The 24,822-nt window shown below is 71.1% G+C and carries 25 protein-coding genes and 2 pseudogenes; 17 read left to right on the plus strand and 10 right to left on the minus strand.

Annotation, left to right across the window (positions count from 1 at the left end):
* Positions 1–37: 37 nt before the first annotated feature.
* Positions 38–418 (minus strand): annotated as a pseudogene (locus tag K8638_RS45100) (DKNYY domain-containing protein); the annotation flags it as partial.
* A gap of 949 nt (positions 419–1,367) precedes the next feature.
* Between K8638_RS45100 and K8638_RS44485 the strand changes: the two are divergent.
* On the plus strand, positions 1,368–1,844 hold the full coding sequence (locus K8638_RS44485; protein ID WP_223753415.1) for a hypothetical protein: 477 nt from the start codon (positions 1,368–1,370) through the stop codon (positions 1,842–1,844).
* A gap of 29 nt (positions 1,845–1,873) precedes the next feature.
* On the opposite strand, the pseudogene K8638_RS45105 reads toward K8638_RS44485, so the two are convergent.
* Positions 1,874–2,092, minus strand: a pseudogene (locus K8638_RS45105) (hypothetical protein); the annotation flags it as partial.
* A gap of 854 nt (positions 2,093–2,946) precedes the next feature.
* The gene (locus tag K8638_RS04520) at positions 2,947–3,876 is read right to left on the minus strand and encodes a LysR family transcriptional regulator (RefSeq protein WP_223753151.1); all 930 of its coding nucleotides are present in this window, start codon (positions 3,874–3,876) and stop codon (positions 2,947–2,949) included.
* 104 nt (positions 3,877–3,980) lie between these two features.
* Here K8638_RS04520 and K8638_RS04525 point away from each other — a divergent pair, with 104 nt between their 5' ends.
* The gene (locus K8638_RS04525; RefSeq protein ID WP_223753152.1) at positions 3,981–4,619 is read left to right on the plus strand and encodes a glutathione binding-like protein; all 639 of its coding nucleotides are present in this window, start codon (positions 3,981–3,983) and stop codon (positions 4,617–4,619) included.
* Between the two features lie 30 nt (positions 4,620–4,649).
* Here the strand turns inward: K8638_RS04525 and clpP are convergent, their stop codons facing one another.
* The 4 genes from clpP to K8638_RS04545 all read right to left on the minus strand — a co-directional run bounded on the left by clpP (position 4,650) and on the right by K8638_RS04545 (position 8,096).
* Positions 4,650–5,258 (minus strand): ATP-dependent Clp endopeptidase proteolytic subunit ClpP, encoded by a 609-nt coding sequence (clpP, locus tag K8638_RS04530; RefSeq protein ID WP_223753153.1) that lies wholly within the window; start codon positions 5,256–5,258, stop codon positions 4,650–4,652.
* A 39-nt stretch (positions 5,259–5,297) separates the two neighbouring features.
* Positions 5,298–5,846: an SRPBCC domain-containing protein gene (locus tag K8638_RS04535; RefSeq protein WP_223753154.1), complete on the minus strand. Its 549-nt coding sequence runs from the start codon at positions 5,844–5,846 to the stop codon at positions 5,298–5,300.
* Positions 5,843–6,169 carry a metalloregulator ArsR/SmtB family transcription factor gene (locus K8638_RS04540; RefSeq protein ID WP_223753155.1) on the minus strand — a complete coding sequence of 109 codons (327 nt, stop codon included), beginning with the start codon at positions 6,167–6,169 and terminating at the stop codon, positions 5,843–5,845. The genes K8638_RS04535 and K8638_RS04540 overlap by 4 nt, the downstream gene beginning before the upstream one ends.
* A 493-nt stretch (positions 6,170–6,662) precedes the next feature.
* Positions 6,663–8,096, minus strand: coding sequence for a serine/threonine-protein kinase (locus K8638_RS04545; protein WP_223753156.1), 1,434 nt, complete (start codon positions 8,094–8,096; stop codon positions 6,663–6,665).
* Positions 8,097–8,443: 347 nt separating this feature from the next.
* Between K8638_RS04545 and K8638_RS04550 the strand changes: the two genes are divergently transcribed.
* From K8638_RS04550 to K8638_RS04560, 3 genes are read left to right on the plus strand one after another with little or no spacing between them, the layout of a single operon-like run.
* Positions 8,444–8,938 carry an N-acetyltransferase gene (locus tag K8638_RS04550; RefSeq protein WP_223753157.1) on the plus strand — a complete coding sequence of 165 codons (495 nt, stop codon included), beginning with the start codon at positions 8,444–8,446 and terminating at the stop codon, positions 8,936–8,938.
* Positions 8,939–8,946: 8 nt separating this feature from the next.
* Complete coding sequence (locus tag K8638_RS04555) at positions 8,947–9,828, plus strand: hypothetical protein (RefSeq protein WP_223753158.1); 882 nt, start codon at positions 8,947–8,949, stop codon at positions 9,826–9,828.
* Between the two features lie 26 nt (positions 9,829–9,854).
* Complete coding sequence (locus K8638_RS04560) at positions 9,855–10,280, plus strand: DUF4157 domain-containing protein (protein WP_223753159.1); 426 nt, start codon at positions 9,855–9,857, stop codon at positions 10,278–10,280.
* A gap of 94 nt (positions 10,281–10,374) precedes the next feature.
* Here K8638_RS04560 and K8638_RS04565 read toward each other — a convergent pair whose 3' ends face one another.
* From K8638_RS04565 to K8638_RS04575, 3 genes are all read right to left on the minus strand, one after another.
* Positions 10,375–11,832 (minus strand): hypothetical protein, encoded by a 1,458-nt coding sequence (locus K8638_RS04565; protein ID WP_223753160.1) that lies wholly within the window; start codon positions 11,830–11,832, stop codon positions 10,375–10,377.
* Between the two features lie 113 nt (positions 11,833–11,945).
* A complete protein-coding gene (locus tag K8638_RS04570) occupies positions 11,946–16,646 on the minus strand; it encodes a CHAT domain-containing protein (protein ID WP_223753161.1) in 4,701 nt (1,566 codons plus the stop codon).
* A 6-nt stretch (positions 16,647–16,652) separates the two neighbouring features.
* The gene (locus K8638_RS04575; RefSeq protein ID WP_223753162.1) at positions 16,653–17,624 is read right to left on the minus strand and encodes a hypothetical protein; all 972 of its coding nucleotides are present in this window, start codon (positions 17,622–17,624) and stop codon (positions 16,653–16,655) included.
* Between the two features lie 192 nt (positions 17,625–17,816).
* Here K8638_RS04575 and K8638_RS04580 point away from each other — a divergent pair, with 192 nt between their 5' ends.
* From K8638_RS04580 to K8638_RS04635, 12 genes are all read left to right on the plus strand, one after another.
* Positions 17,817–18,386: an RNA polymerase sigma factor gene (locus K8638_RS04580; RefSeq protein WP_223753163.1), complete on the plus strand. Its 570-nt coding sequence runs from the start codon at positions 17,817–17,819 to the stop codon at positions 18,384–18,386.
* Positions 18,387–18,448: 62 nt separating this feature from the next.
* Positions 18,449–19,276, plus strand: a complete 828-nt coding sequence (locus K8638_RS04585) for a hypothetical protein (protein WP_223753164.1) — start codon at positions 18,449–18,451, stop codon at positions 19,274–19,276.
* A 94-nt stretch (positions 19,277–19,370) separates the two neighbouring features.
* Positions 19,371–20,009 carry a glycoside hydrolase family 25 protein gene (locus K8638_RS04590; RefSeq protein WP_223753165.1) on the plus strand — a complete coding sequence of 213 codons (639 nt, stop codon included), beginning with the start codon at positions 19,371–19,373 and terminating at the stop codon, positions 20,007–20,009.
* Positions 20,010–20,191: 182 nt separating this feature from the next.
* Positions 20,192–21,040 (plus strand): hypothetical protein, encoded by an 849-nt coding sequence (locus K8638_RS04595; RefSeq protein ID WP_223753166.1) that lies wholly within the window; start codon positions 20,192–20,194, stop codon positions 21,038–21,040.
* A gap of 61 nt (positions 21,041–21,101) precedes the next feature.
* Entirely contained in the window at positions 21,102–21,422 is a 321-nt protein-coding gene (locus K8638_RS04600) for a RebB family R body protein (RefSeq protein WP_223753167.1), read from the plus strand.
* A 78-nt stretch (positions 21,423–21,500) separates the two neighbouring features.
* A complete protein-coding gene (locus tag K8638_RS04605; RefSeq protein ID WP_223753168.1) occupies positions 21,501–21,842 on the plus strand; it encodes a RebB family R body protein in 342 nt (113 codons plus the stop codon).
* 21 nt (positions 21,843–21,863) lie between these two features.
* Positions 21,864–22,274 carry a hypothetical protein gene (locus K8638_RS04610; RefSeq protein WP_223753169.1) on the plus strand — a complete coding sequence of 137 codons (411 nt, stop codon included), beginning with the start codon at positions 21,864–21,866 and terminating at the stop codon, positions 22,272–22,274.
* 151 nt (positions 22,275–22,425) lie between these two features.
* Complete coding sequence (locus K8638_RS04615; RefSeq protein WP_223753170.1) at positions 22,426–22,746, plus strand: RebB family R body protein; 321 nt, start codon at positions 22,426–22,428, stop codon at positions 22,744–22,746.
* A gap of 208 nt (positions 22,747–22,954) precedes the next feature.
* A complete protein-coding gene (locus K8638_RS04620) occupies positions 22,955–23,287 on the plus strand; it encodes a RebB family R body protein (protein ID WP_223753171.1) in 333 nt (110 codons plus the stop codon).
* Between the two features lie 154 nt (positions 23,288–23,441).
* Positions 23,442–24,068, plus strand: a complete 627-nt coding sequence (locus K8638_RS04625) for a RebB family R body protein (RefSeq protein WP_223753172.1) — start codon at positions 23,442–23,444, stop codon at positions 24,066–24,068.
* A gap of 39 nt (positions 24,069–24,107) precedes the next feature.
* On the plus strand, positions 24,108–24,455 hold the full coding sequence (locus K8638_RS04630; RefSeq protein ID WP_223753173.1) for a hypothetical protein: 348 nt from the start codon (positions 24,108–24,110) through the stop codon (positions 24,453–24,455).
* A gap of 17 nt (positions 24,456–24,472) precedes the next feature.
* Positions 24,473–24,724: a RebB family R body protein gene (locus K8638_RS04635; RefSeq protein WP_223753174.1), complete on the plus strand. Its 252-nt coding sequence runs from the start codon at positions 24,473–24,475 to the stop codon at positions 24,722–24,724.
* Positions 24,725–24,822: the final 98 nt, after the last annotated feature.

Consider the following 24,822-nt stretch of genomic DNA (forward strand, 5'->3'; position numbering starts at 1 on the left):
ACCGCGAGACCTGGGTGCAGATGACCTGGAGCTCTGGGCGAGACACGTACACGAGGTCGCCGTCGGTGGAGTAGGGACCGGCGAGCACGCGGAAGCGCTCCACGTTCGCGGGCTGCACCGGGAGGGGCTCGGTCCGGTGATAGAGCCGCCTCGCATCGCGCGAGAGGCCCGTGGCCGGGTCGACGACGACGAAGGTCGTGGCATCGGCGCCTTCAATGCGGTTCTGGCCGAAGAACGACCCCCGGGCATCACGGCCGTAGGCGGCACCGAAAAGCCTGTCGCTCCCAGCCAGGAAGACAAATGACGAGGCATCGGCACCGACGATGGGGGCGGTCCTCAGATACACATGCCTGCCGTCGCTGGCATACGGGCCCCAAGTGCCTTGAAGTCCGCGGCATCGGCCAGAAGGGCGGTGCACCGATAGAAGATGCGCGTGGTGGAGTTCATGGTCGATTGCGGCCTCCGGAGCAGGCTGGCTCCTTTCACAGGGCCTGCGCCAGTACCCCTGTACATGGTCATCCGCTGGGGAGGCATCCGATGCTGCGGTCGGCCGACTTGTTTCAACACCCTCTCAGGCCCGCAGGCTGACGGACCTGCTCCATCGTTTCAAGACACCTTGGAAGGGAATGTCAGGCTGATTGCTCTAAAAAGGGGGCGGTGCCGCCCCAGTACCGTGCGCTGGCCCGGCTGCTGGAGCCGTACCTCCCTGAGGAGGGTGGCGACTGGCCGCCCATGACCCGCGCATACATGCACGGCTGGCTTCGCCGGCTCTGCGAGTGAGCATGGCCTGACTGGGGTTGTCCTCTGATTCCTCCCGCGTCGCTCGCGGGCCGCGGGGAAAGAGGCCATCGACGTGCCGGGCCGCCCCGTCCCGCTCATTCATGACGCAGCAGGGAGTCGCCCAAGGCAAGTCGCTGCCCGGCGGTGCCTGGGCCATGGCGGTCCATCGAAAAAGGCGCGGCCGGGGCGGCCCTCGATGAAGGCCATCGCGTTGCACGTACCCTGAGGGACGTCCCGCCGCGTTGAAAGCCGCCCGCGAGCCAGGGCGCTCGCCCCTCGCAGTCCTCCATCGAGGACCCGGGCACCTGCCTCTCTGAGGCCAGACGACGCGACGGCCCGGTGACACGGCCAGGCGCTCGCGCTGCCGCGACGCGCATGGAGGCGCGACGCGCGTTGAGAGGGCGCCCCTTTCTCGAGGTGCATGCCCCGGCACCATTCCATGGGAGACGAGTGTATCGGGCGATGCAGCACCGGTGACCAACGCGGGTCCGCCAGTCCTCTCGGCCTCGACGTGCGCCGCCGCGGGAGTGGACGTGCCGGTGCCTTCAGGCTCGGAGTCCTCCGTCCTCGCCGCCCCAGAAGGAGGCGTGTCGGAGCCTCGGGAGGGTGAGTCCTCCTCCGCCGCCAACGCCCTCCAGAGGGCCCGGCCCGCGGCGTTGACGTCCTCTTCGACCAGCGACGCCTCCTCGCCACGGGCCAGCGCGCGAACCAGCTCCGCCAGCGCTCCCCAGATGAGGCCCTCGCCCACCCGGACGCTGCCCGGCGCCAGCGCCCCCTCGCGCTCACCGAGGGCCAGCACCTCGCGCACCAGCGCCCGCGCCTCGCTCCCGAAGGACTGCGGCTCGAGCGAGTCCTCGTGCCAGTGCATGAAGGCGAAGTGGAAGCACTCCGGCCTCCTCGTCGCGAACCAGGCCAGCTGCTGCCAGAAGTCCTCGAAGTCCTCGCGGAAGCCCCTGCCCTCCCGCGAGCTCGGCTCCACCTCGAAGACGATGCGCGCGATGCGGCACAGCTCGCTATCGGCCCACTGGCGCACCCGGTGGGCGAAGGCGCCCTTGCTACCGTAGCGCCGGTAGAAGCTGCCCACCGACAGGTTCGCGGCCCTCGCCATCTCCTCGGCCCGCACGTTGCCGTAGCCCCGCCGCGCCATCACCGCCGCCGAGTCCCGCATGCTCATGAGGTACAACTGCTCCGCCGTCCACATACCCCTACCCCTCCCTCCCCTGGGGCGACGCTCCGCTGAAAGGAGCGCTCCTCCCGCAGCATGATGTCTACCCCAGGGGTCAGACATGGCAGGGAGGCTGGAGCCTGCCATCGGCGAGGGCCTGGCGGGTCACGCGGAACGGAGGCTCCATTCCACGCATGGCGGTCCAGGGCAGGGGACAAGGCGGTGAGGCCGGGCCCATGGGGAGTGAGTGTCTGGTGGGCCTCGTGGAACGGGCGCTCCATTCCGCGCATGGGCGGCCCGGGGCAGTTGACAAGGAGGAGAGGTAGGCAGAGGAGCGGTGCGGGTTTCGCGGGCCACGCGGAACGGAGGCTCCATTCCACACATGGCGGCCCAGGGCAGGTGACGAGGCGGAGAGGCCGGGCCCATGCGTGGTGCGCGCGTAGCGGGCCACGCGGAACGGAGGCTCCATTCCACACATGGCGGCCCAGGGCAGGTGACAAGGCGGAGAAGGCCGGGCCCATGCGTGGTGGGCGCCTGACGGGCCACGCGGAATGGAGAGGTTCCATTCCGGACCTGGGCGGCTCGGGCTGACGTGCCGGGCGGTGAGTCCGGGCCCATGAGCGGTGAGAGCATGACCGGCCACGCGGAATGGAAGTTCCATTTCGGGCCTGGGCGGCTCGGGGGCTGACAGTCCGGGCCGGGGGGGCAGGGCCCATGAGCGGTGAGAGCATGACCGGCCACGCGGAATGGAAGTTCCATTCCGGGCCTGGACGGCTCGGGGGCATGCCGGGGAGGCGGGGCCGATGAATGGAGAGCGCCCGGAAGGCCGTTCGGAACGGACGCTCCATTCCAGACCTGCGCGGCGGGGGGACATGGCGGGAAAGCGGAGGCTGGGTCCTCGCGCGCCCTCAGGCGCCGGGCACTCCGAGCATGTCGGAGATGCCGTTCCTGCGACTGCGCGGCCGAAGTGGCTTCGCGGCAGGACTCATCCGCGTCCTGAATCAGGCGGCCGAGAGCCCACGAGGCGCCGTGGACTCGAGCGCCGTGGCGAGCCGGAGCGCGGCGTCGCGGACCTCCCGCCGCCAGGCGATGCGCCAGGGCCGCCGGAGGGGGCCTGACGTGAGCCGCTTCGCGACGAGGTCCCCCTTGCCGAGGTGGGGGCTGGCAATCCACTCGGAGAGCACGGCGACCCCCATGCCCGCGCGCGCCACGTCGAGGATGGCTTCCGTGAGCGGAAGCTGCTCGAAGCGCAGCCGTGGCCGCTCGCGGCCGAACACGCGTGTCATGAACCACTGCGCCTCCGCGGGTGGGGTCTGCCCCGTCAGGAGCGTGTTGGCTCGGAGGTCCTCACGCGTCAGTGCCTCGCGTGACGCCAGCGGATGCGACGCCGACATGATGAAGGCGACCTCGTCGGAGAAGATCTGCCGCTCCTCCAGACGGGCACGTGGGACGGACGACGACGTGACGAGTGCGACGTCGATGTCTCCCGCCGCCAGCGCGGGGACCGGGGCCCGGGTGTGCTCCACCACCAGGGAGAGCTCCAGCCCGGGCAGGCTCCTGCGCAAGCTCACGAGCGCGGACGGGAGCCAGTGGTAGGCGGTGTAGCACTCGCACACGAGCCGGATGCGGATGGGCGGGACGGCCGGCGCGCGCACCCGGTGCTCCAGGTCACCCAGCTCAACGAGGAGGCGCGCCGCGCCGGAGACGAGCTGCTGTCCCGCCTCGGTGGGCACGAGCCCGCGAGGCGTGCGGTCGAAGAGTCGCGCGCCAAGCTTGTCCTCCGCCGCCAGCAACGCGCGGCTCACCGCCGGCTGCGTGAGGTGCAATACGGCCGCGGCCCGCGCGGTGGTGCCGGCGGAGGCCAGGGCGAGCACCACCCGCAGGTCGCGGACGTCCAGGCGGGGGTTCGGTGGGGAGGCGATGTCTTCCATGCATCGAGCCTATGCCAACAATGCGTTGGATGCATGGGCCCCGAATGCGCACTGTTGCGCCCGTTCCCATGGCGGGAACGAGAACGCACCCCTGGAGTCAATCCATGCAGCTCTATTTCTCGCCCCTGTCCTGCTCGATGGCGACCCGCATCTGCCTGTATGAGGCCGGCGTGGAGGCGACGTACATCGAGGTCGACCCGAAGACGAAGCGTACGCACGAAGGCCAGGACTTCCGGGAGGTCCATCCGCTCGGCCTCGTCCCGGCACTCCGCACCCAGGACGGCGACGTCCTCACGGAGAACGCCGCCATCCTGCAGTACGTGGCCGACTCCCACCCTCGGGCGAACCTCGCTCCGGCCGACAGCCGTGGCCGCTCGCGGCTGCATCAGTGGCTGTGCTTCATCGGCACGGAGCTGCACAAGGCGCTCTTCATGCCGCTGCTCGACGCGAAGGCTCCCGAGGGCGCGAGGGCCTACGCGCTGGAGAAGGGGACGTCGCGTCTCGACTACCTGGAGAAGCACCTGACCGGCCGCGAGTTCCTGCTCGACCGCTTCAGCGTCGCCGATGCGTACCTGGTCACGGTGCTGAACTGGTGCATGGTGACGCCCGTCGACTTGAAGAAGTGGCCGGCGATCAGCGCCTATCACGCGCGCCTGAGGACGCGGCCGAGCATCGCGAAGGCCTTCGCGGAGGAGCGGGTGCTCTACGAGGCGGAGGTGAAGCGGCACAAGCTCAGCGCATGAGCGCGGCGGTGGGGGAGGGCGCGGCGTCCGCTACCGGGGCTCCGGCACCTTCGTCGACGTGGGGAGGCGCTCGAGCACCTCGTCGATGACGCCGTACTGCCGGGCCTCCTCGGCGCTCAGGTAGTAGTCGCGCTCGGTGTCCCTGGCGATGCGCTCGACGGTGTGTCCGGTGTGCTTCTGGATGATGCCGTTGACGTGGCCCTTGAGGCGCAGGATTTCGCGCGCCTGGATTTCGATGTCCGTGGCCTGACCCCGCGCGCCGCCGTGGGGCTGGTGCATCATGATGCGCGCGTTCGGCAGGGCGTAGCGCCGTCCCTTCGCCCCCGACAACAGGAGCACCGCGCTCATGCTGGCCGCCTGCCCCACGCAGATGGTGGACACCGGCGCGCGCACGTACTGCATGGTGTCGTAGATGGCCAGCCCCGCCGTGACGACGCCGCCCGGCGAGTTGATGTAGAGGTTGATGGGCTTCTCCGGGTCCTCGCTCTCCAGGAAGAGCAGCTGGGCGACGATGATGTTCGCCACATCGTCGTTGACCTCCGTGCCCAGCATGATGATGCGGTCCTTGAGAAGCCGGCTGTACAGGTCGTACGTCCGCTCGCCGCGGTGCGTCTGCTCGATGACGTAGGGGATGTTCATCGCACTGCCTCGGTCAGGTGAGGGGAAGGACTCACTTCGTCATGCCGCGCGGCGGAGCACGTGCCAGCGGGCCGCCGTGTGTGGCCGCCGGCCAACCGTCACTCGCTGCCGGCTCCGTGCGGCCCTGCGCGAGCGCGTACGGCCGCCGGCCAGCGCCGCATCGAGGTACGACGCGAGGGCATCGAGGGCGCGGTGCGAGTCAGCCGTGCCGTGGGCCATCGCGCACACGGGTGCACTCCAGTGCGTGAGGACCAGCCGGACCTTCTCACCCCGGGGCACGAGCTCGAGGGTGACCTCCGAGTGGGGCGTCGTCGCGTCGCTCCAGGTGAAGGAGAGCACGCGAGGCGGCTCGCACCGGGTCACCACGCCCTGCACGATGCGCCCCGAGGGCCGCTGCTCGGTGCCCTCCGTGCGGAGGGGCTCCAACTCGACGCGGCCTCCCTCGCGCAGTTCGAGCCGAGAGACGCCGAGCCACTCGGCCAGCAACTCCGGTTCGGTCAGGTAGCGCCAGACGTACTCCTGTGAGCCAGGGAGCAGGCGCTCGAGGCGCACGCGGCGCGAGTCGGGAGGCGGAGCGGAGGGGCTCAAGTGGGTCTCCGTTTCTTCTTTTCGGGGTTGGCTACCAGTCGCTTTTCGAGCACATCGAGGCGCTCGCTCCAGAAGCCCCGGATGCGGTGGACCCAGTCTTCGAGTTCCTCGAGGCCGGTGGGGTCGAGCGCGTAGATGCGCCGCTGGGCCTCGGCGCGCACCTGGACCAGGTGCGCCTCCTTCAGGACCTTCAGGTGCTGGGAGATGGCGGGCGCGCTGATGTCGAAGCACTCGCCCAGTTCTCCGGCCGAGCGCTCGCCCTCGGCGAGCAACTCCACGATGCGCCGGCGCGTGGGGTCGGAGAGGGCAATGAAGGTGAGCACCCCTGCTATTTAAGTCCGGACCTAATTAAGCGCAATCTTAAATGACTCGGCGTTCCAGCCCAGGAGGCCAGCCACTGGATGAGGGGGAGGGATGGCGGGGTAGTAGCACCCGCCTCTGTACACGTAGCCGGTCTCGTCGCAGTCCTTCGCGTCCACTGCAAGCTTGAGCCAGCAGCCGCCATTGATGGGCGTGTGCGCCCTGCTGGGACACCGACCGTTCGCATCTGGTCGTTTCTGCCCGGGGAGGGGTTTCTGCGGCAGCTCGTTCGTAGCGGCCGAGCCCGACCCTGCCGCACCCAGTCCGACCACCACCATCCACGGCAACAGGGCGCGCTGGAGCGGGTAGGGCACCAAACGCGAAGTGGCCGATTGGACGCCAACGGACGGCGACCTTTTCCCACGGAGGTGAGGCCCATTCACTTGCGGGCCAGCATGCGGACGGACCTGCTCCATCGTTTCGGACACCTTGGAAGGGAATGCCAGGCTCATCGGGCTATGGGGTGTTGCCGTCAGATTGCTCCGCAGGACTTGAGGTGGGAGGGCGTGCCGGTGGGAAGGCAGCCGTGTAACACACTCCCTTGTAGACGATGTCACCATCGGGACATTCCTTCGCGTCCACAGCCAGTCTCTTCCAACATCCACCATTGATGGGAACCAGCGACCGGGGGCACCGGCCAATGGCATCCTGCCGGATTTGTCCGGGGACAAGCCTGGGGGGCTGGTCTTCGCTAATGGTCGACCAGACGGACGGGACCCGTGTGGAAGACACCGGGGCTGTCAGCGCCGTATCTCCGACGGCCACGGTGCCGCCATCCTTCGTGTCGTCGGTTGCTGAAGCGTGCTCCTTCTCGGCTTCCTCATTGGGATGCGCGCTCAACATCCATCCGATTCCAAGCGCCAACGCCCCCCCCAGGCCGGCTGCCGTGAGCCAGGAGCGCCTGGGGTGCGGAGTCTCTCGATGCACGGCGTGCGGTAGGGCCGCCTGGGTGGCCACGGGTCGAGGTGCCTCCCGGACGAAGAGGGGCACATCCGCCTCCGGCCCCACCTCTCGCGCGGCCTGCTCCAGCGCCTCGGCCAGTTCGCGGGCAGTGCCGCGTGCCTCGGGGCTCGCGGAGAGCATCCGGGACGTCAGCTCACTCAGCGCCTCGTGGCAGCGGGAGTTGAGCGCTCGAGGAGAGGGGGCTGCGGCTCCCTCCCCGTGCTTGAAACGGGCCGACGGGTCCATCGGGTCCAGGCCGTAAGGGTACTCGTCGGTCACCAGCCGGAAGGCGGTGACGCCAAGCGCGAAGACATCATCCGCGGGCCCGGGGGCGTACGGCACGGCGGAGTCCCGGAAGGGGAGCTTCACGGAGCGCCAGGCCTCGGGCGAGCGATAGGGCGGAGTGCCGGGAGGGAGGGGATGCCACGTCAGCGTGGCGGCACCGATGTAGTGCCCGGAGCCGAAGTCGGTCAGGAAAACCCGGCCATCCGCATCGCTGACGAGGACGTTGTCACCTTTGACGTCCCGGTGCACGCCGCCCGCGGCATGGGTCGCCGCCAAAGCCCCCGCGAGGCTGGCGAGGACGTGGAGCACCTGCCGCGAGGTGGGCCGTTGCTCCAGCGCCCAGTCATACAGCGACGCGCCTTCCACCAGTTCCATCGTGAGGTACGGGTAGCTGGGGCCCTCTGGCTGCTGCCAGACGCCATGGTCCACGAGGCGGGGGACGTTGGGGTGGCGGATGCGAGAGAGGAGCTCCACCTCCCGAGCGAAGCGGTCATCCCGGGGGTGCAGGGCCACCTTGAGTGCAACGGGGCGCGAGCCCGCCTCCGCCCCGACGGCCCGGTAGACGGCGCCGTAGGCGCCCAGGCCGCGGCGCTCCACCACGCACCATGAGCCCACCCTCGTACCCCGGGGAAGGCGCGCTGGATTCAGGTGGCGAGTCTGCATGAGGTGCCTCACGGGGAAATGCGCGGTCCGCTCCGCGCCCCGGGAGACTACTCGGAGAGTAGTCCGGTGTCAGCCCAATCCCCTGGGTGGACGTGTCGCCTTGGTGGGCGTTTTCACAGCCGCCCTCCCCAACCGTCTGAAGACAGACCGTGGAACGCGGGCTCCCGCACGGACGGGCCATGTCGAATCAGGAACTCCTCCTCTTCCTCGTGCTCATTCAAGTCATGCAACGACTTCGACAGCCGCCTCCGTCTTCCGGGCCTCGCGTGCCCCCCTCGGGCCCCAAGCCTCCCGTCCCCGCGCCACCTCCGGCGCGCCCGCGTCCCACCGGAGCGATGCTCCCCCCCATGACGGCCGCGCAGTCGCTGTGGCCCACTCCCAGGGGGGCCGCGTCCGCCTGGCCACTTCCGCGTCCACCTCCCGTGCCGCCGCCAACCGTCGTCGTGTGCGAAGCCGGGACTGACTCCGTGGGCCGCGTGCGCGTCAGTCCCAGCGGCCCGAGCTCCATCCACATCGAGGACCTCGTCGTCCAGCAGCCCCATCGTGGCCAGGGGCTCGGAGCGCGGTTGCTTGCCGCGGCGTTCGAGCTGGGCCGGCGCTGGGGGCGGGGGAGGGCGTGGCTCGAGGCGGATGACACGGGCTCGGGCCGTCTCATCGAGTGGTATCGGCGGCTCGGATTCCAGCCCGCCGGCAGGGGACCTCATGGCCGTCCCCTCCTGGAGGCCCGCGCCGCGCGTGCGCTGCCCGTCATCCGGCGGGAGCTCGAAACCCAGGCTGGGGGGAGGCCCAGCTACACCCTCCGCGCCGTCCCCGTGACACCGGCGACGCGGACCCACCCATGAGAGGCAACATGCAGCGCAATACCGACCGTTCGTCCACCCGCGAGGGCGCCGTGGTGCAGTACTCGGAGCGCGAGGGCACGTTTGGCTACGTCTATGCCATCGGCAAGCTCCGGGCCGTCTTCCCCAGCAAGGACCTCGAGAAGGAGTACCAGCAGCTCCTCACCCCGGATGACGCGCGCGCCGCCACCGAGGAGCAGCGGCTCTACAACGTGCTCAGCCGGCCCGAGAACGTGTTCCTCGCGCGGGAGATGGCCTGGATTTTCGAAATCCAGGACGTCGCCACCTACGTCCTCCAGCCGCGCTCGTCCGTCGAGCTCCAGTCCATGGTGGAGGCCATCAAGCCCGATGACCCGACGCAGCTCGAATACGACGTCATCATCGGCACCCAGGAGCCCATCTCCGGAGTGAACGTCGACCTGCCGGCGGTCATCGTCAACCGGCTGTATCACTTCACCGCGAAGGGCTTCTCCGAGAGCATCCCCCTCCCGACGGGCATCTCGCAGATGCCCACCGGCACGGCCAAGGACCAGGCCACGGCCTCGTTCCGCGCGCTGGTGCTCGCCATCTTCCAGGACATGCTGCAGCTCGCCGACAACACGGGCGATGCCGAGAAGCACCGGGCCCTCAACTACGTGAGCCTCAACTATCCGGACATCTATGCGCTCAAGTGGCAGCCGTCCGGTCCGGGCAGCTCGGGCCTCAACGACCTGCTGAACTTCACCGGTGTCGAGGTGCGGCACTCTCCGCTGAGCAACGCGCGGACCATCATGGACGTCATCTTCAACTACACGAGCACCACGGGCGTGGTCTCCCGCTACTACACCACCGTCGACGTCACCGGTCAGTTCCCCTTCCTGGTGACGCGGCTCCAGCCCTACTTCGAGCGCTGACGCCAGGCGCCGTCCCGGAGGGACCGATGTTTCCAGAGATGAATGCACGCCGGAGCCTGGGGCGGGCGGCGAGCCACGGGTTTGCTCCAGGTTCCGGGCGGGGCCGGCCGCTTCCGCCGCCCCTGCTGCGGCTGGCCTCGCGGTTCTTCGGCGAGGACCTCTCCGACGTGAGGCTCTTCGTGGGGCCGGAGCCCGGACGGCTGGGGGCCCTGGCCTTCACGCTGGGCTCCCGAATCCACATCGCTCCCGAGGAGGACCGGCCGTTCTCTCCCCGGTGGTTGCGCCTGCTCGGGCACGAGCTCACGCACGTGGTGCAGCAGCGGCGGGGCAGGGCCCGCAACCCGCATGGCCGTGGCGTGGTCGTGCTGAAGGACCCGGCGCTCGAGAGCGAAGCGGACCGGATGGGAGATGCATTCGCCGCCGAGGCCTCGCGCCTGGCCCGGCGGCCCTGAGTCAATCGAGCCGGTCTCCCGGCCGTTCCAGCGACGCGGTGAAACACAGCCGGTGCGAAGGGCCGACGAGGCGCCTTCGCACCGGCTGTCCTGTTCAGGGCGAGCGCGGCGCCAGGGGCAGCTTCACCGCCGGGTCCCCCAGGAGGACATAGCCACCCAGGTCGTGCCGCAGCATCCACAGGTGCGCGCGCTGAAGCGCATCCACCTGCGAGGGCCGTCCCGCGCCGCGGGCCTCCTCCTCCACGTCGTACAGCGTGGTCAGCTCCTGGTTCGCCTGCTGGTACCCGCGCAGCAGCCAGCCCAGGCCCACGCCGGCGCGGCGCCCCCGCGCGAGCTGCTGCAACGGCTCCACGAAGCGGGAGACCTTGCCGCGCCGGTTGTCGCGGTCCTGGAAGCCATACGTCCAGGCCAGGTCCACGTGGCCGAAGACGGCCAGCGGCCCGCTCGGGTTGGCCAGCACGGCCTGGGGGAGCGCCGCGACGAAGGGCCGCTCTCCCTCGCGGGGCAGCGACGCGGTGATGGCGTCGAGCCGCCCGCTGAACTGGCCTCCCGCCTGGAGCTGCCGCAGCCAGTGCTGGAAGGCGCTCCGCGACGGAGTGCCCGCGCCGAAGCAGGCGAAGAAGAACCAGATGCCGCCGGGCAGGAAGGGCCGGCTGGCCAGGTCCGTGGCCTGCAGGTGCTGCCCCTCGCCCAGGCACATCGCGCCCTGGAGCGCGAGCTGCTCGTCGGTGTTGCGCCAGCCCGCGCGCGGGCTGCCGAGCCCGTGGCTCATGGTGAAGAGGAGCGACGGGTGCGGCCGCGCGGCCTCCTCGAGCAGCGCGTCCACGCCTGGCTCCCCGGGGGCGCCCAGCTCCAGCAGGTCCTTCAAGGGGAACCGGCCCATTTCCTGCGCCTGCCGCGCCTGGGTGAAGCCCGGCTCCACCAGGGCCCGGTAGCCCGTGGAGGTGGCCGCGGTGCCGTCATGGACGGTGAAGAAGAGGCCGCGGGCCCGCTCCTCGACGGAGGGCTTGCGCTCCCAGAGGAGCACCTTGTCCACGTAGGCCTCGTAGTCCTGCTCGCGCCGGAAGGCCAGCCGCCCGACGTAGGCGCTGCTCGCCGCGCACTGCTGCAGCTCGAACGGCACCTGGTCGAAGTCTCCCAGGAAGAGCAGGTAGCGCGGCCGGTCCGCCACCGGCACGGACTCGTCGTCGAGCACGGTCCGCACCCAGCGGGAGCAGTGCTCCAGGCGCTGCGGGCTCGACGCCAGCTCCGGCTTCACCCGGTAGACGCGGACGGGGTTCTCCTCCTGCTGCTCCTGCCGGAGCAGGCGCAGGGGCGCGACGAGCGCGAGCAGCCGCTCTCCCTCGGGCCCCTCGGGGACGACGAGGCCCCAGCGCTGGGCGGGCAGTGAGTTGGGGTCCTCCCCGTCGTCCCAGAGGTGGGTCTCCTCCCGGGCTTCCGGCGACTCGGGGGGCGGGGCCCGCGCGGCGGCCTCCGCGGGCAGTCCCTGGGGCGCCACGGGCTGGTGGGAATCCGCGTGGGCGAGCAACAACTCGAGGTTCTCAGCTGTCATGAGGGCTCCTGGCCTTGTGGCCTCGGCCGGGGGGGCCGGGCTCATGGGAGGACGCCCTCGCGCGGGGCGTTGTGACGGGGGCCACCGCGGGCGCCTCCGTGCACACGGCCGCGTCAATGCGGCGTTTCGGACGGAGTCCGGTCGTGCGCCCGCTCGCAGGCGGCGGAGGCTTCTCGCGCCTGCTCAGGGGGGTCGTCCAGGAGGAACGCTCGCTCGTGCGCGGTGAGGCACGCCGAGCTGGCCTCGCGCAGCCGCTGCTGGAGGGCCTCAATGGAAACGGGCTCGCGCGGGCGCCAGAGGCGGGCCGTTCCATCCTCGGAGCCGGTGAGCAGGCGCAATTCGTCCTCGAACGGGGTGAACGCGGCCGACGTCACGCTGGCGTCGTGCGCGGAGAGGACGAGGTACGGCGCGGCCGTGTCGCTGGCCTTCCACAGGCGGGCGCGTGCATCCGCGCAGGTGGTGACGAAGTGGCTTCCATCCGGGCTCCACGCGCTCCACAACACCGGGGCCACATGCGTGGCGATGGCTTCGACCACGCCGCCGCCGCCCTCGACGCGCCAGATGCGCGCCGTGCCGTCCTGGGAGGAGGTGAGCACCCGCGCCGGGTCTCTCGGATGGAAGGCCGCCGAGAGGACCCAGTCGTCGTGTCCCTGGAGCGTGGCGAGCAGTCTCCCCTCGGCGCTCCAGATGCGCGCCGTGCCGTCCAACGATGCGGTGAGCACCTGGCGGCCATCCGCGCTGAAGGCCACGGAGCGGACCTCGTCGCCGTGGCCCGCGAGCTGGACGGCGCGCAGGGGCGGTTTCACACTCACGAGGCCCGTCAGCCCGGCGCCCGAGGCGAACGCCACCCACCGCCCATTCGGGCTGAACGCCGCGTCGGAGACGGGCTCCGGCTGGTGCACCAGGACGCGGCTGGCCCTGCTGCTTCCGTCCGAGGGCCACAGGCGCACCGTCCCGTCCTGGGAGGCCGTGAGCAGCCACCTCCCATCCGGACTGAAGGAGACCGAATAGACGGCATCCTCATGCCCCTCCAGCGTGCGCAGGAGTCTGCGGTCGCTCGACCAGACGCGGACCTTGTGGTCCTCGGAGGCGGTGGCCATCCGCCTCCCATCGGGGCTGAAGGCGACGGACCAGATGATGGCTCCAGGCTCCTGCAGCGGGAGCGAGTCCCGCGGCGTGTCCAGCCTCCACACCCGCGCCGTCTTGTCGACGGAGCCCGTGACGGCGCGTGTCCCATCCGGACTGAAGGCGCCCCACAGGATGCTGGAGCGGTGCCCCCGCAGGACTCGCGGGGGCGCGGCCTCGTGCGTCGTGGACCACACCCGCGCCGTGGTGTCCGCGGAGACGGTGAGAATCCACTCTCCGGGCGGGCCGCTGAAGGTGGCCAGCCGCACGGCCTCCGGGTGCCGGCCCAGCTCCCGGAAGTGCTCCGGGTCATCCACCCTCCAGAGCCGGGCGGTGCCGTCCACGGAGGCCGTCACCACCGACTGGCCGTCCGGACTGAACCGCGCGGTGGTGAGCTCGCCCCGGTGGCCGGCCAGCACCACGGGAGCCTCCCGTCCCTCCACCGGCCAGACGCGGGCGACGCCGCTCCGGCTGGCGGTCAGCACGTGGGTGCCGTCCGGGTCGAACATGGCGGAGGTGAGGGCGTCGGGATGTCTCAGCTCCCGGGGATGCTCCAGCTTGTTGAAGGACCACAGGCGTGCCGTGCCATCCTGCGACGCGGTGACCAGCTCCTCCCCATCCGGGCTGAAGGCCACGGTGTGGACGGGGCCCTTGTGCTCCAGGACGCGCGGCTCCGCCTCGCTTTCGAGCGACCACACCCGCGCCCTTCCGTCCTGCGAGGCCGTGGCCACCCACCGGCGGTCCGGGCTGAAGGCGCCCCACTGGACCGCGCCGTGGTGCCGGAACACCCGCAGCAGCTTCCCATCGGAGAGCTGCCACAGCCGCGCCGTGCCGTCCTCGGAGGAGGTGAGCAGGTTCGCCCCGTCCGGAGGGCTGAAGGTGGCATGGTGCACCGGCCCCCCGTGTCCCTTCAGCACGCGCGGTGCTCCCTTCCCGTCCAGGCTCCAGAGCCGCGCCGTGCCGTCGTACGAGGTCGTCGCCACGTACCGCCCGTCCGGGCTCACCTCGACGTGGACCACGGCCTCGTCATGGCCGCGCAGCACGGCCTGACTCAAGGGTTGCTGGAGCACCTCGGTTGCATCCAGGTTCCAGCCCCGCAGGGCCTCGGGCTCCTCGACCTCGCGCAGGATGAGCAGGGCCAGGGTGGGGTTCACGTGCAGCAGCATCCGGGCGACGCCCTGCCGGACGAGGTCCCTGGCGCGCAGGGCATGCCGCTGGGCCTCCCGCCGCTCGTGCTGCTCCCGCGCCCCCAGTCCCGCCATCATCACCGCGACCGAGCTGGCCGCCACGAGCAGCCCCACCATGCGCCGGCGGAAGGCGCGCTGCTGGGACCCGGCGCGGGCCACGCTGGCCTCCAGCAGCCGGAGGACGTCCTCGCCCGGCGGCTCGCTGTAGCGCTCCAGGATGCCCTGCGCGTAACCCAGCCTGCTGCCGGAGAGCAGGTAGGGCGCTCCTCCATCCGCGTCCTCGCGGTGCGCCAGCCACGCCTGGGCCCAGGTCTGGAGCTCCCGGAAGGCCTGCACGCGCTCGCGGTCCGCGCGGGCCCACTCCAGCAGGACGGGCCAGGTGCGGATGAGCGACTCATGCGAGATTCGCAGCCACGCCTCTCCCGCCTCGTCTTCCTGCCGGGTCAGCAGCCGGGCGGTGAGCAGCGCGGCGAGGACCCGCTCGAAGGAGTCGCGGGCCTCCCCCGGCGCGGGGTGGAGCTGCTGGAGCCGCACCCGCATCCGGGTCCCCATGGAAGGGCCGGGCTGGAGGTCCACCAGCTCGACCAGCAGCCTCCGCGCCTGCCGCTGCTCCCCGGTGGACAGCGCCGCGTAGAGCTGGTCCGCCGCCCGCGACAGCGCCCCGGCCACGCCGCCGATGTCCGCGTACGCGCGGTGGGTGAGCTGGTGGCCCTCGCGTTCCTCCCAGAGCTGGTCCAGCGCGTACTGCAGGAGGGGCAGCGCGCCGGGCTCCTGGCCCACGTCCTGGAGGAGCCGGTCCACCAGCCCGGGTTCGAACGTCAGCCCCACCTTGAGCGCCGGGCGCTCGATGGCCGCGCGGAGCCCCTCTCCCTGGAGCCCGGTGACGAACAGGCGGTGGGCGTCGGAGTACATCACCGTGTCCAGCCGCGTCCCCGCCGCGTCCACCACCAGCTCCCCGCAGCGCCCGAGGTAGTCCACGCGAATCGTGGCGAGGACGACGACCTGCCGCTCCGCGTCGCGTGAGAGCTCCCACAAGGCGGCGGCGAAGGCCCGGCGTGCCTCGGGCTCCGTCAGGTGGGTGAAGGCCTCCTCGAACGGGTCCACCAGCAGGAGCTGGCGGCGCGTCGCGGGAGCCTGGCGGAGCGGCTGGAGCGCCTCGGCGTACCCCGGATGCGGGGTGAGCACGTGGACGTCCCAGGTGTCCGCGGGGAGCGCGGGCAGCAGGCCCGCGAGGGCGAGCGAGGACTTGCCGGTGCCCGCGGCGCCGGCCAGCACCTGGAACCGGGGCCGCTTTCCCTCCACCGACTCGTGGACGCGCTGGAGGAGCTCCTCCCGGAGCGGCTCCCGGCCGAAGAAGAACCGGTGGTCCTCCTTCTGGAAGGGGAGCAGGCCGCGGTAGGGGCGCAGCGCCACCGGCCGCGTATCGCTGCCATGCGCCGCGCGGGCATAGAGCTGCAGCGAGGCCTGGTCCAGCGACGCGCTGTCGAGCGCCAGCCGCCGGCGTGCGTGGCCCACCGCCTCCTCCAGGGAGCAGGGCCCGGCCAGCAGGGACTCGTAGAGGCTGCCGGTGAGCACCACGGACCCGGGAATGGACAGGGGCAGGCGCGAGGCCACCACGGCCTGGATGCCGGCGCGGTGGAGCGCCTGGGCCACGCTGCCCAGGTGGTTGCCCGCCATGCCCGCGCCGCTCCGGCACGCGGCGAGCACCACCAGCCGCAGTGTCCCCGCGTGCGGCGCCAGGAGCTGGCGCAGGGCGGCGCCGTCGACCAGCTCCGGCTCGCCTCCGCCCCACGAGGTGTCCCAGAGGAGTCCCTGCGTCTGCCCTCGCTGCCCTCCGTGGCACAGCAGGTGGAGGATGGCGGCGGGCTCGCCGGGGCGCGCCAGCGCTTCCCCCAGCGCCCCGAGCGAGACGTTCGCGACGACGTCCCGCTCGGAGTCGAAGGGAAACGCGCCGTGCTCGCACGCCTGGCTCAGCGCGGACAGGTGGGCCTTGTGTGGGACCTGTCCTCCCGCGGCGGACCAGGCGTAGAGGATGCGTCCACCGCGCGCGGTTCCGGAGGGAGGCTCGCTCCGCGCGGAGGGCCACTCGTAGCGGATGAGGACTCCGGGGAGCTCGGCCAGCGTCCTGCCGGAGCTGCCCAGCGTCAGCAGCTCCCAGGGCAGCGCGTACAGCTCGGCCGCGGCGAAGCGGAAGGTGAGGTGGACCGGGCGCTCCTGCTCCACGGCGGCGAGGATGTCGCGCGCCTGCGCGTCCCACCCCACCTGCTCCAGGAAGCTCCGGAGCCTGTCCCCCAGGCGCTGCACCACACTCCGGTCCGGCTCGAGGCGCTCCAGCTCCGCCAGGTCCGCCAGCAGCTCCGGCTCCCACGAGAGCGCCGCGCTCGCATAGCTCCCATGGCCCCGGCGCAGCAGGTACTCCTGGGGCACCGGCTGGAAGTGGAAGGCGTCCTCCGACTCCTCGCCGCGCACCAGCTCGAGGAGCAGCTCGATGGGGGCGTTCATGGGACGTCAGTCGATGATGAAGTTGACGCTGAGGCTGGGACGGACGCGGGTGTACCCGCCCACCGGCAGGTGGATGCCGCCTCCGAGCGCGAGGTTCAGCACCCGCCCTCCCACGGACGGCGTGTAGGTCAGGAACGCCTCCGCGCCGGTGCCCTCCAGGGACTTGAAGTCGGAGGTGAGCCCCGCCGCGAAGCCGACCCGGCCCAGCCGCACCAGCCTGGCCGAGGGGCCGAAGCGCAGGGAGAAGTCCGTGTCGGGCGATGCGGCCAGGGTCACCATCCACGAGGGGCTGGAGCCTCCCGGAGGTGGCACCTCATGGGGCGCATTGGCATAGGAGAAGCTCGCGTCCTCCAGCGCCGCCCTCGCCAGCTCCCGGGGCTTTCCTTCCCCCTTCGGGGAGATTTCGATGAGCTCCACGCGGTCCGTCATCAGCGAGCCATCCACCTGCCGCAGCACCGTGCCGCGCACCCGGAAGCGCTGCGTCAGCGTGAGGCGCTCATCCCCCTGGAGCCAGATGTTCGGGTCGGTGAGGCGGACGCGGCCATCCGCATCGGCATACTCGTAGGCGATGGGCGTCTGGCCGAGGTCGGGTGCGCACTCCCCGGGCCGTGACGCGGGCTCCACCACCTGGGCCTTCGCTGTCCCGTTCCGGGCCTGCTGCTGGAGCTCGAAGAGGGCGTTGGACAGGCTCTGCACTCGCAGGCCGTGCGATTTCCGGAACGCCTCGAAGTCCTCGTCCTTCTTCGTGAGCTGCGCCCTGTATTGCTGCTCCAACTGGGCCCGCGTCTCCAGCCGCGCACGCGCCAGGTCCAGCTCGGGGTCGGGCGCTTCAATCTCCTTCTCCTTCGCACTCAGCTCACCCGATAGCTGGCGTTGATACACCTGCTCCTCGTGCGCCCCAGCGGAGCGCAGGAAGGCCTGGCCAAGAGCCACTCCGGCCGCGAGTGAGACGAGCGCGACGGCGATGAGGCGCGGCATTCCTGAATCCCTGGGAATTGAACTCATTCCTCCAGGACGTGGTGGCGGCGCGGATGTGAATCGCGTTTCAGCCTCCGATTCGTGACTCGGGGCTCCGCCGCCGCCCGCCTGCCGACGTGCGAGCCATTTTGGCTGTGATTGTTTTTGCTCGTTTGCAATCGCATTCACAACAGCGAGGGGAAAAGCGTCCCCATGCAGCCTCTCTCAGGCTCGGGACCCTTGAAACACGCCACCCAATCTCCTCCTTTCTGGCACCTGTGGCAGAGCCACCAGGACCATCTGCACCATCAAAGCCTCCGTCTCATGGCTGGTAATGCAGCCGACGCGGAGGATGCGTTGCATGCCGCGATGCTCCGCGCCTTCCAGGGCTATTCGGCGCAGGCCGGGACGCTCGTCAGCGAGAAGGCCTGGCTGAGCCGGGTGCTCCACAACGTGTGCATGGACTTCCACCGCGACCGCCGGCGCTACACCGACACGCCGGAAGAGCCGGCGCCCCCCGCCGCGTCGGCGGTGCCCTCCCAGGTGGAAGAGCCTCCGGACACGGTGTTGCTCGAGCGCGAGCGGGCCCGGGAGATTCGCGCCCGCATCCGCGAGCTGCCCGCCAACCTGCGCCTCCCCTTCGAGATGCGCTTCCTCCAGGACATGTCCTACGAGGACATCGCGAGACAGCTTCAGCTCACCAACTGCAACGCGCGCAAGCGGGTCCAGTTCGCCTCCAGCCTGCTTCGCGAGGCGCTCGCGGACATGCTCCACGCGCGCTGAGCCGCGCACGCTCACCCCCGCCCTGGCATTCACAGCCATGCCGGCTGGTGCGTCCTGCGAACATGATACGAACCCGAATCTTCAGGGTGCGCCGGGAGCGCGACGACGCCCTGCTCGAGGCGATGCTGCTGGCGGCCCAGGTGCGGGAGCCCATCGCCGACGACGCGCTGCGCGTGTTACTGGCCCCGCTGCTCGACGAGCCGGAGCTCCAGGGTGAGCGGCCCGAGGTGCTCCTGGAGCGGCTCCGGCACTGCGCCCGGCGGCTGTCCCAGGCGAGCGACGAGGACATCTTCTCCTCGCTGCGGGGGCGCCTGCCGGACCCGCGCAACCGGCTGCTCGCCTACGGCCTGGCGATGAAGGCCGCCTCGTCCGACGACAAACAGCTGGACCTCGCGGCGCGGTTCCTGGCCCGGCTCCAGGTCGAGCTGGGCGTGACGTCCTCACAGGTGAAGGAGATGGTGCTCCAGCTCGCGGGTGGGGCGTCTCCCTTCAAGGCGGCGGCGGAGCCGCCCGCGCACCTGCACCAGCGGGTGCTGGAGATGGTGCTGCTGGCGGTGGGGCTGGAGGCCACCCTCACGGAGGCGGAGGTGGCGGCGCTGGCTGGCTCCCAGGAGGACGAGGTCCGCTTCCGGGAGCTGGTGGACCAGCAGCTTCGCCGGCTGGCCTTCGGGAGCGAGGCGGAGCTGCCCGCGCTGTCGGTGCCCCGGCAGCTCGAGGCGCTCGCCCTGGCCCCCGCGTCCGCCACCCACCGGCGCGAGGCCTGGCTGCTGGCGGCCCGCTTCTCCCTGGCCATCGGCCGCGACCTGACGCTGGAGCTGTTGCTGGACCTCATGGGGGAGCTGCTCGGCGTGGACGACGAGTTCGCGGACCCGAGCCCCTCCGGGGCCTGAGCGTCACCGGCGGCCCGGATTCACGCGGGCCGCGCCGCGCCGTCCCTCCCGCGGAGGGGACTCGCCAACCATCCCCCTCCCAGGAGCGTCATCCATGAGCGGCAGTGGCTTCATCGAGGGCATCGACGTGTCGAAGTGGCAGGGCGCGGTGAACTGGCAGCGGGTCCGCGCCGCCGGCAAGCAGTTCGCCTTCGCGCGGGTGAGCGACGGGACGCGCGTCATCGACCCCTGCTTCGACACCCACTGGGCGGAGCTGGGCCGGCTGGGGTTCTACCGCGGCGTCTACCAGATGTTCCGCGCCAGCCAGGACCCCCAGGCGCAGGCGGACCTGCTGGTCCAGAAGGTGGGCACCCTGGGGCCCGGGGACCTGCCTCCGGTGCTGGACCTGGAGCTGTCCGACGGCCAGCCCAACGATGTCGTCATCGAGCGGGCCCTCCTCTGGCTGAAGACGGTGGAGGAGCACCTGGGCCACGCGCCCATCGTCTACACCGCCCACTACTTCTGGAAGCAGCTCGGCTTTCCCGAGGGCTTCGAGAGCCACCCGCTCTGGGTGGCGAACTACGACGTGTCCAGCCCGCGCCTGCCCCCGTCGTGGCAGCGGTGGGCGTTCTGGCAGTACTCGCAGTCCGGCCACGTGCCCGGCATCTCCGGGAACGTGGACATGGACCGCTTCAGCGGCACGCTGGAGGACCTGAGGCAGCTCGCCCGGGGCGCTCCGCCGGCCGCGAGGTGAGGGCAGGGGAGGGACTTCACGGCTTCACGTCCAGGGGGGATGCCGCGTCTCGCAAGGGACGTGGCATGGGGCCACGTCCTCCACCCACCGCCCTCATGAACGATGCCCCCGAGACACTCCCTCCCACGCCGTCCGGCTCCGAGTCCCCGCTCCCCGCGGAGCCGCCAGAGGCTCCTGCCCCCGTGGCACCCGCCGCCGAGCCGGGGCCGCCCACGCCCGAGCCCCCGAGTCCCGCCACCGCTCCGCCCCCCTCGCTGGAGGCACGGCTTCAGCAGCGGCTGAGCCAGCCGCTCGACGCGGGCCTGCAACAGGAGCTGGCCCGGCTGCTCCACCTGCGCGTGGCGGGGGCCTCCGTGCTGGAGCCCGCCGCGCTCGAAAACCTCCAGGTGGCCCTGCACGCGCTGCTGGCGGATGAGCCCAACCTCCACCTGGCGCGCGACCTGCGCAGGCGGCTCGAGTCCCGGCTGGCGGACCGGCTGCACCCGCTGCGCCTGGGGGCCATCCTGCGGACGGACTCCCCGTCCATCCAGGTCATGCTCGGCCTGATGGGCGCGCTGGTGCTCATCGTGGCGCTGGGCCTGGCGGGCGAGCTGCTGCGGTCGCGCATGGAGGGCTTCAAGCTCTTCGGGCACATCGACTTCCACCTCATGCTGGCGTCCCTGCTGACGGGCAAGCTCGGCGCGGTGACGAGCCTCCTCGTGCGCATCCGCGGCTTCGAGCAGCCGGACACCGCGGCGCCGGCCTCGCGGGTGATGCAGGGCTTCAGCCGGCCGCTGGTGGGCGCGGCCTTCGCGGTGTTCGGCCTGCTGGTGTTCAAGTCGCAGCTGCTGCCCATCAAGCTGCCCACGGGCACGCCGATGGAGGAGTACAGCTTCTTCCTGGCGATGAGCTTCATGCTGGGCTTCAGCGAGCGGCTCGGCCAGGACATGGCGGCCCAGCTCGAGGCGCGGCTGGACTCGGGTGGCAAAGACGTTCACACGTCGCCGCCTTCCCCCGTCTCCTCGGGGAGCGGTGAGCCCGCCAAGAGCTGACTGCTCCGAACCCTGGTGACTCCACCAGGCTCAACCACCATCCCCATCAGGAGAAGAAGAGATGACGACCCCTACCGCTGTGAACGGGCAGATCACCGACGCCGTCACGCAGGCCAACGTGAAGGTGCTGGGCGATGCGCCGGCGCTGGCGCTCGGCCACATCTACCAGACGATGGCGCACTCCACGGGCCTGTCGTTCCAGAACGCGGTGACGGCGCAGCAGCAGCTGAACATGGCCGCGCAGGCCGCCACGGTGCAGGGCGTGAACCTGCTGTACTCGCTGGTGACGGCGGCGGACGGCGTGGCCACGTCCAAGGTGAACATGAGCGACCTGCCCACCGCCCTCGTCTCGCTGATGTCCGCGGTGAAGGCCGGCAAGTAGTCCGCCCGCCGGAGGCAGGAGCCGCCGCGGCATGCAGGCGCCGCGGCGGTTCCTGTCACCGGCTGAAGGAGAGGAACCATGGCAGATACGACCGAGATGAACTCGCAGGTGACGGACGCGGTGAGCCAGGACGGACTGCTCGTGGCGGGCAGCGCGCCCGCCCACGCCGCGGGCCACGGCTACGAAGTCATGGCCCACTCCACTGGCCTGTCCTTCCAGAACACCATCAACGCCCAGCAGCAGGGCGTCGTGCAGGGCAACGTGGAGGCGGTGCTCCTCACCCAGCACCTGCTCGGCCTCGTCTCCGCGCAGGTCGGGGCCGCGGCCTCCATCGCCGGCCAGGACGCGTCGCCGCTGCTCCGGCGCCAGCCGCGGCGGCAGGCCAGGCGGCACGGCCGGCGTCACCCGGGCCGCCCGTGAGACCCGGCCCCGGGGCAGGCCATGCCTGACGAGCGTCCCGCTTCGACGCCTCCGGAGCCCGCGGCGGAGCCCTCGAATGAGGAAGCGCGCTCCCCCGAGGACGAGCGGATCCGCCTCGCGGCCTATGACGTCCTCCTCCAGTCCACGGCGAAGGTCGTGGAGGACACGAGCGAGCAACTGCGCCAGCTCGCGTCCCTCAGCACCGCCGCCAGCGGTGTGGCCCTGCGGATGATGCTGACCGGCGACAAGCCCGGGGATTCCGCTCGAGCCATGGCCGAGGCCCAGCGCTCGCTGCAGGAGGCCATGGACGTCTTCCAGCGCATCGGCCGCGTGTCCATCCAGCTCATGGAGCGCTTCCAGCCCGTACCCTCATCACCCCCGGCCCCGCCCTCGGAGCCCGCGCCTGACGACGAGCCAGGCCGGAAGCCGTAGGCGGGGCGGGGGTGCCCGCGCTTGCGGCGCACGGCGCTCCCAATTCCTGACATGCGGTGTTCACGAAGGCGCGGCTCGGCCGTCCTTTCAGGTAGCGAGGCTTCCGAGCCGCCCATGCCGGGCGGCGGGCCTCGCCTTCCAGGAGCAACGAATGGCAACCCCCACGGCTGTGAATGACCAGATTACCGACGCCGTCACGCAGGCCAACGTGAAGGTGCTGGCGGATGCGCCCGCGCTGTCGCTCGCTCACGTGTTCCAGACCATGGCCCAGTCCACGGGCCTGTCGTTCCAGAACGCCGTGACGGCGCAGCAGCAGCTGAACGTGGCCGCGCAGGCCGCCACCGTCCAGGGCGTCAGCCTGCTGTACACCGTCGACACGGCGGCGGACGCGGTGGCCACGTCCAAGGTCGGCATGAGCGACCTGCCCACCGCCATCGCCTCGCTGAACGCGGCCGTCGCGGCCGGCCGGTAGTCTCCGCGGTGTCGCACTCCCGCCCCGTCATGGCCTTTCGGGGCCGTGGCGGGGCGGTGTTGTTTCAGGCCTGGCGAGGCCGCATTCACAGCCAGTGCCTCTTGCGCGTCCTATTCACGGCCAGCGGGATTTCAAACAGCAGGCTGGCCAAAGACAGACGGGCTCCAATCGTGGCGCTCCGTCTTGAACCACCACCCAGGAGAGACAGATGACGACCCCCACGGCCGTGAATGACCAGATTACCGACGCCGTCACGCAGGCCAACGTGAAGGTGCTGGCGGATGCCCCGGCCATGTCGCTCGGCCACGTGTACCAGACCATGGCCCAGTCCACGGGCCTGGCGTTCCAGAACGCGGTGACGGCGCAGCAGCAGCTGAACATGGCCGCGCAGGCCGCCACCGTCCAGGGCGTCAGCCTCCTGTACACCGTCGACACGGCGGCGGACGCGGTGGCCACGTCCAAGATCGGCATGAGCGACCTGCCCACCGCCATCGCCTCGCTGACGGCGTCGCTCGCCGGCAGCAAGCCGACCTCGTTCTAGCAGTCAGGCCGTGGTGGCCCTCGGCCACCACGAATGGAGGGGCAGGTGTCCCTCCCAGGAGCCGGATCGCCGGAGGACCCCCCCGCCGGCGGTCCGGCCTCCTGCCTGAATGCGGCTCGCGAAACCAGGTGCTCGTCCCAGCCGGAGACCTCCCGTGGCAGACCCGAACTCAGTCAATCCCCAGATTACCGACGCCGTCACCCAGACCACCGTGAAGGTGCTGGCAGAGTCACCGTCCACGGCGCTGGGCATGGTGTATCAACTCCTCTCGCAGTCGGTGGGCCTGGCCATGCAGAACTCGACCAGCCACCAGCACTCGATGCAGCAGGTCACCACCGCCACGACGACTGCCGCCGTCCAGCAGATCCTCTACGCGGGCTCACGCTTCCAGGCGGCCCTTCCTCCGCCGCCGCCCGCGCCGCCGCCGCCCGCGCCTCCGCCGGCCAACCCGTCTCCGGGCCTGCCCCCCCTGTCGCCCGGCTCCATCCTGGGCGGCCTCCCGGCGGCGCCCGGGTCCAACCCCGGCACGGACCCCTCGGGCTCCGGATCCCGCCCGAGCGGCACGCAGGCGGCGCCCGGCTCCAGTCCGGGCACGGACCCCTCGGCGCCCGGCTCCAGTCCGGGCACGGACCCCTCGGGGACCGGCTCCCGCCCGAGCGGCACGAACCGGTCCGACCCGTCCTCCGACCCGCCGTCTGGCTCGACGCCGGCGGCGCCCCAGCCCCCCTCGTCGACGCCCCCGGCGAACCCGGCGCCGGGCGCGAAGCCGAGCACCCGGTAACCGCGGAATGACCTTCCAGGATGAGGAGCCAACCCAGCCATGCCTGCTCTGACCACTGTCAACCCGCAGATCGTGGACGCCGTCCAACGCAGCAATGAGTCCGTGCTCAAGGACGCGCGAACCACCGGTTCCAGCGTCGCCTACCAGCACGTGGCGCAGTCCACCGCCATCGCCATCCAGGACGCCGCCGAGTACCTGCGCAGCATCGCCGCCATCAGCACGGCCACCAACGGCGTGGCGCTGGGGATGATTCTCGCCGGCCAGAACGCGGAGAAGGCGGCCCAGGCCATCGACAAGGCCAAGACCGCGCTGGAAGGGGCCGTCGAGGCCTTCCAGAGCGTGGGCCAGACGGCGTCCACCATCCTCCAGGGCTTCCCCTCCAAGTAAGGAAGTGAGTGGCCACCATGGCGGACGAGTTCACGGTCAACAGTCAAATCACCGACGCCGTCACCCAGACCAACGTCAAGGTGCTCGCGGAGTCTCCGGCGGCGGCCGTCGGAGTCGTCTATCAGCTCCTGTCGCAGTCCGTTGGTCTGTCCATGCAGAACGCCTCCAGCCAGCAGCACGCCATGCAGCAGCTCAGCACGGCCACCGTCACCGTGGCCGTGAAGATGATTCTGGCGGCGGCGGGCGGTGGCGGCGGCGGGGCCCCATAGCGCGGGCGGTGGGCCTCGGGCCCACGGTTCGTGGAGACCTGGCGTGTGCGGGCCGCGAGTCGCGGTCCGCACACGCCTTTGTCGTTTGTCCCCTCGGA

The sequence above is a fragment of the Myxococcus sp. RHSTA-1-4 genome (genome assembly GCF_020037125.1).
Lineage (GTDB): Bacteria > Myxococcota > Myxococcia > Myxococcales > Myxococcaceae > Myxococcus.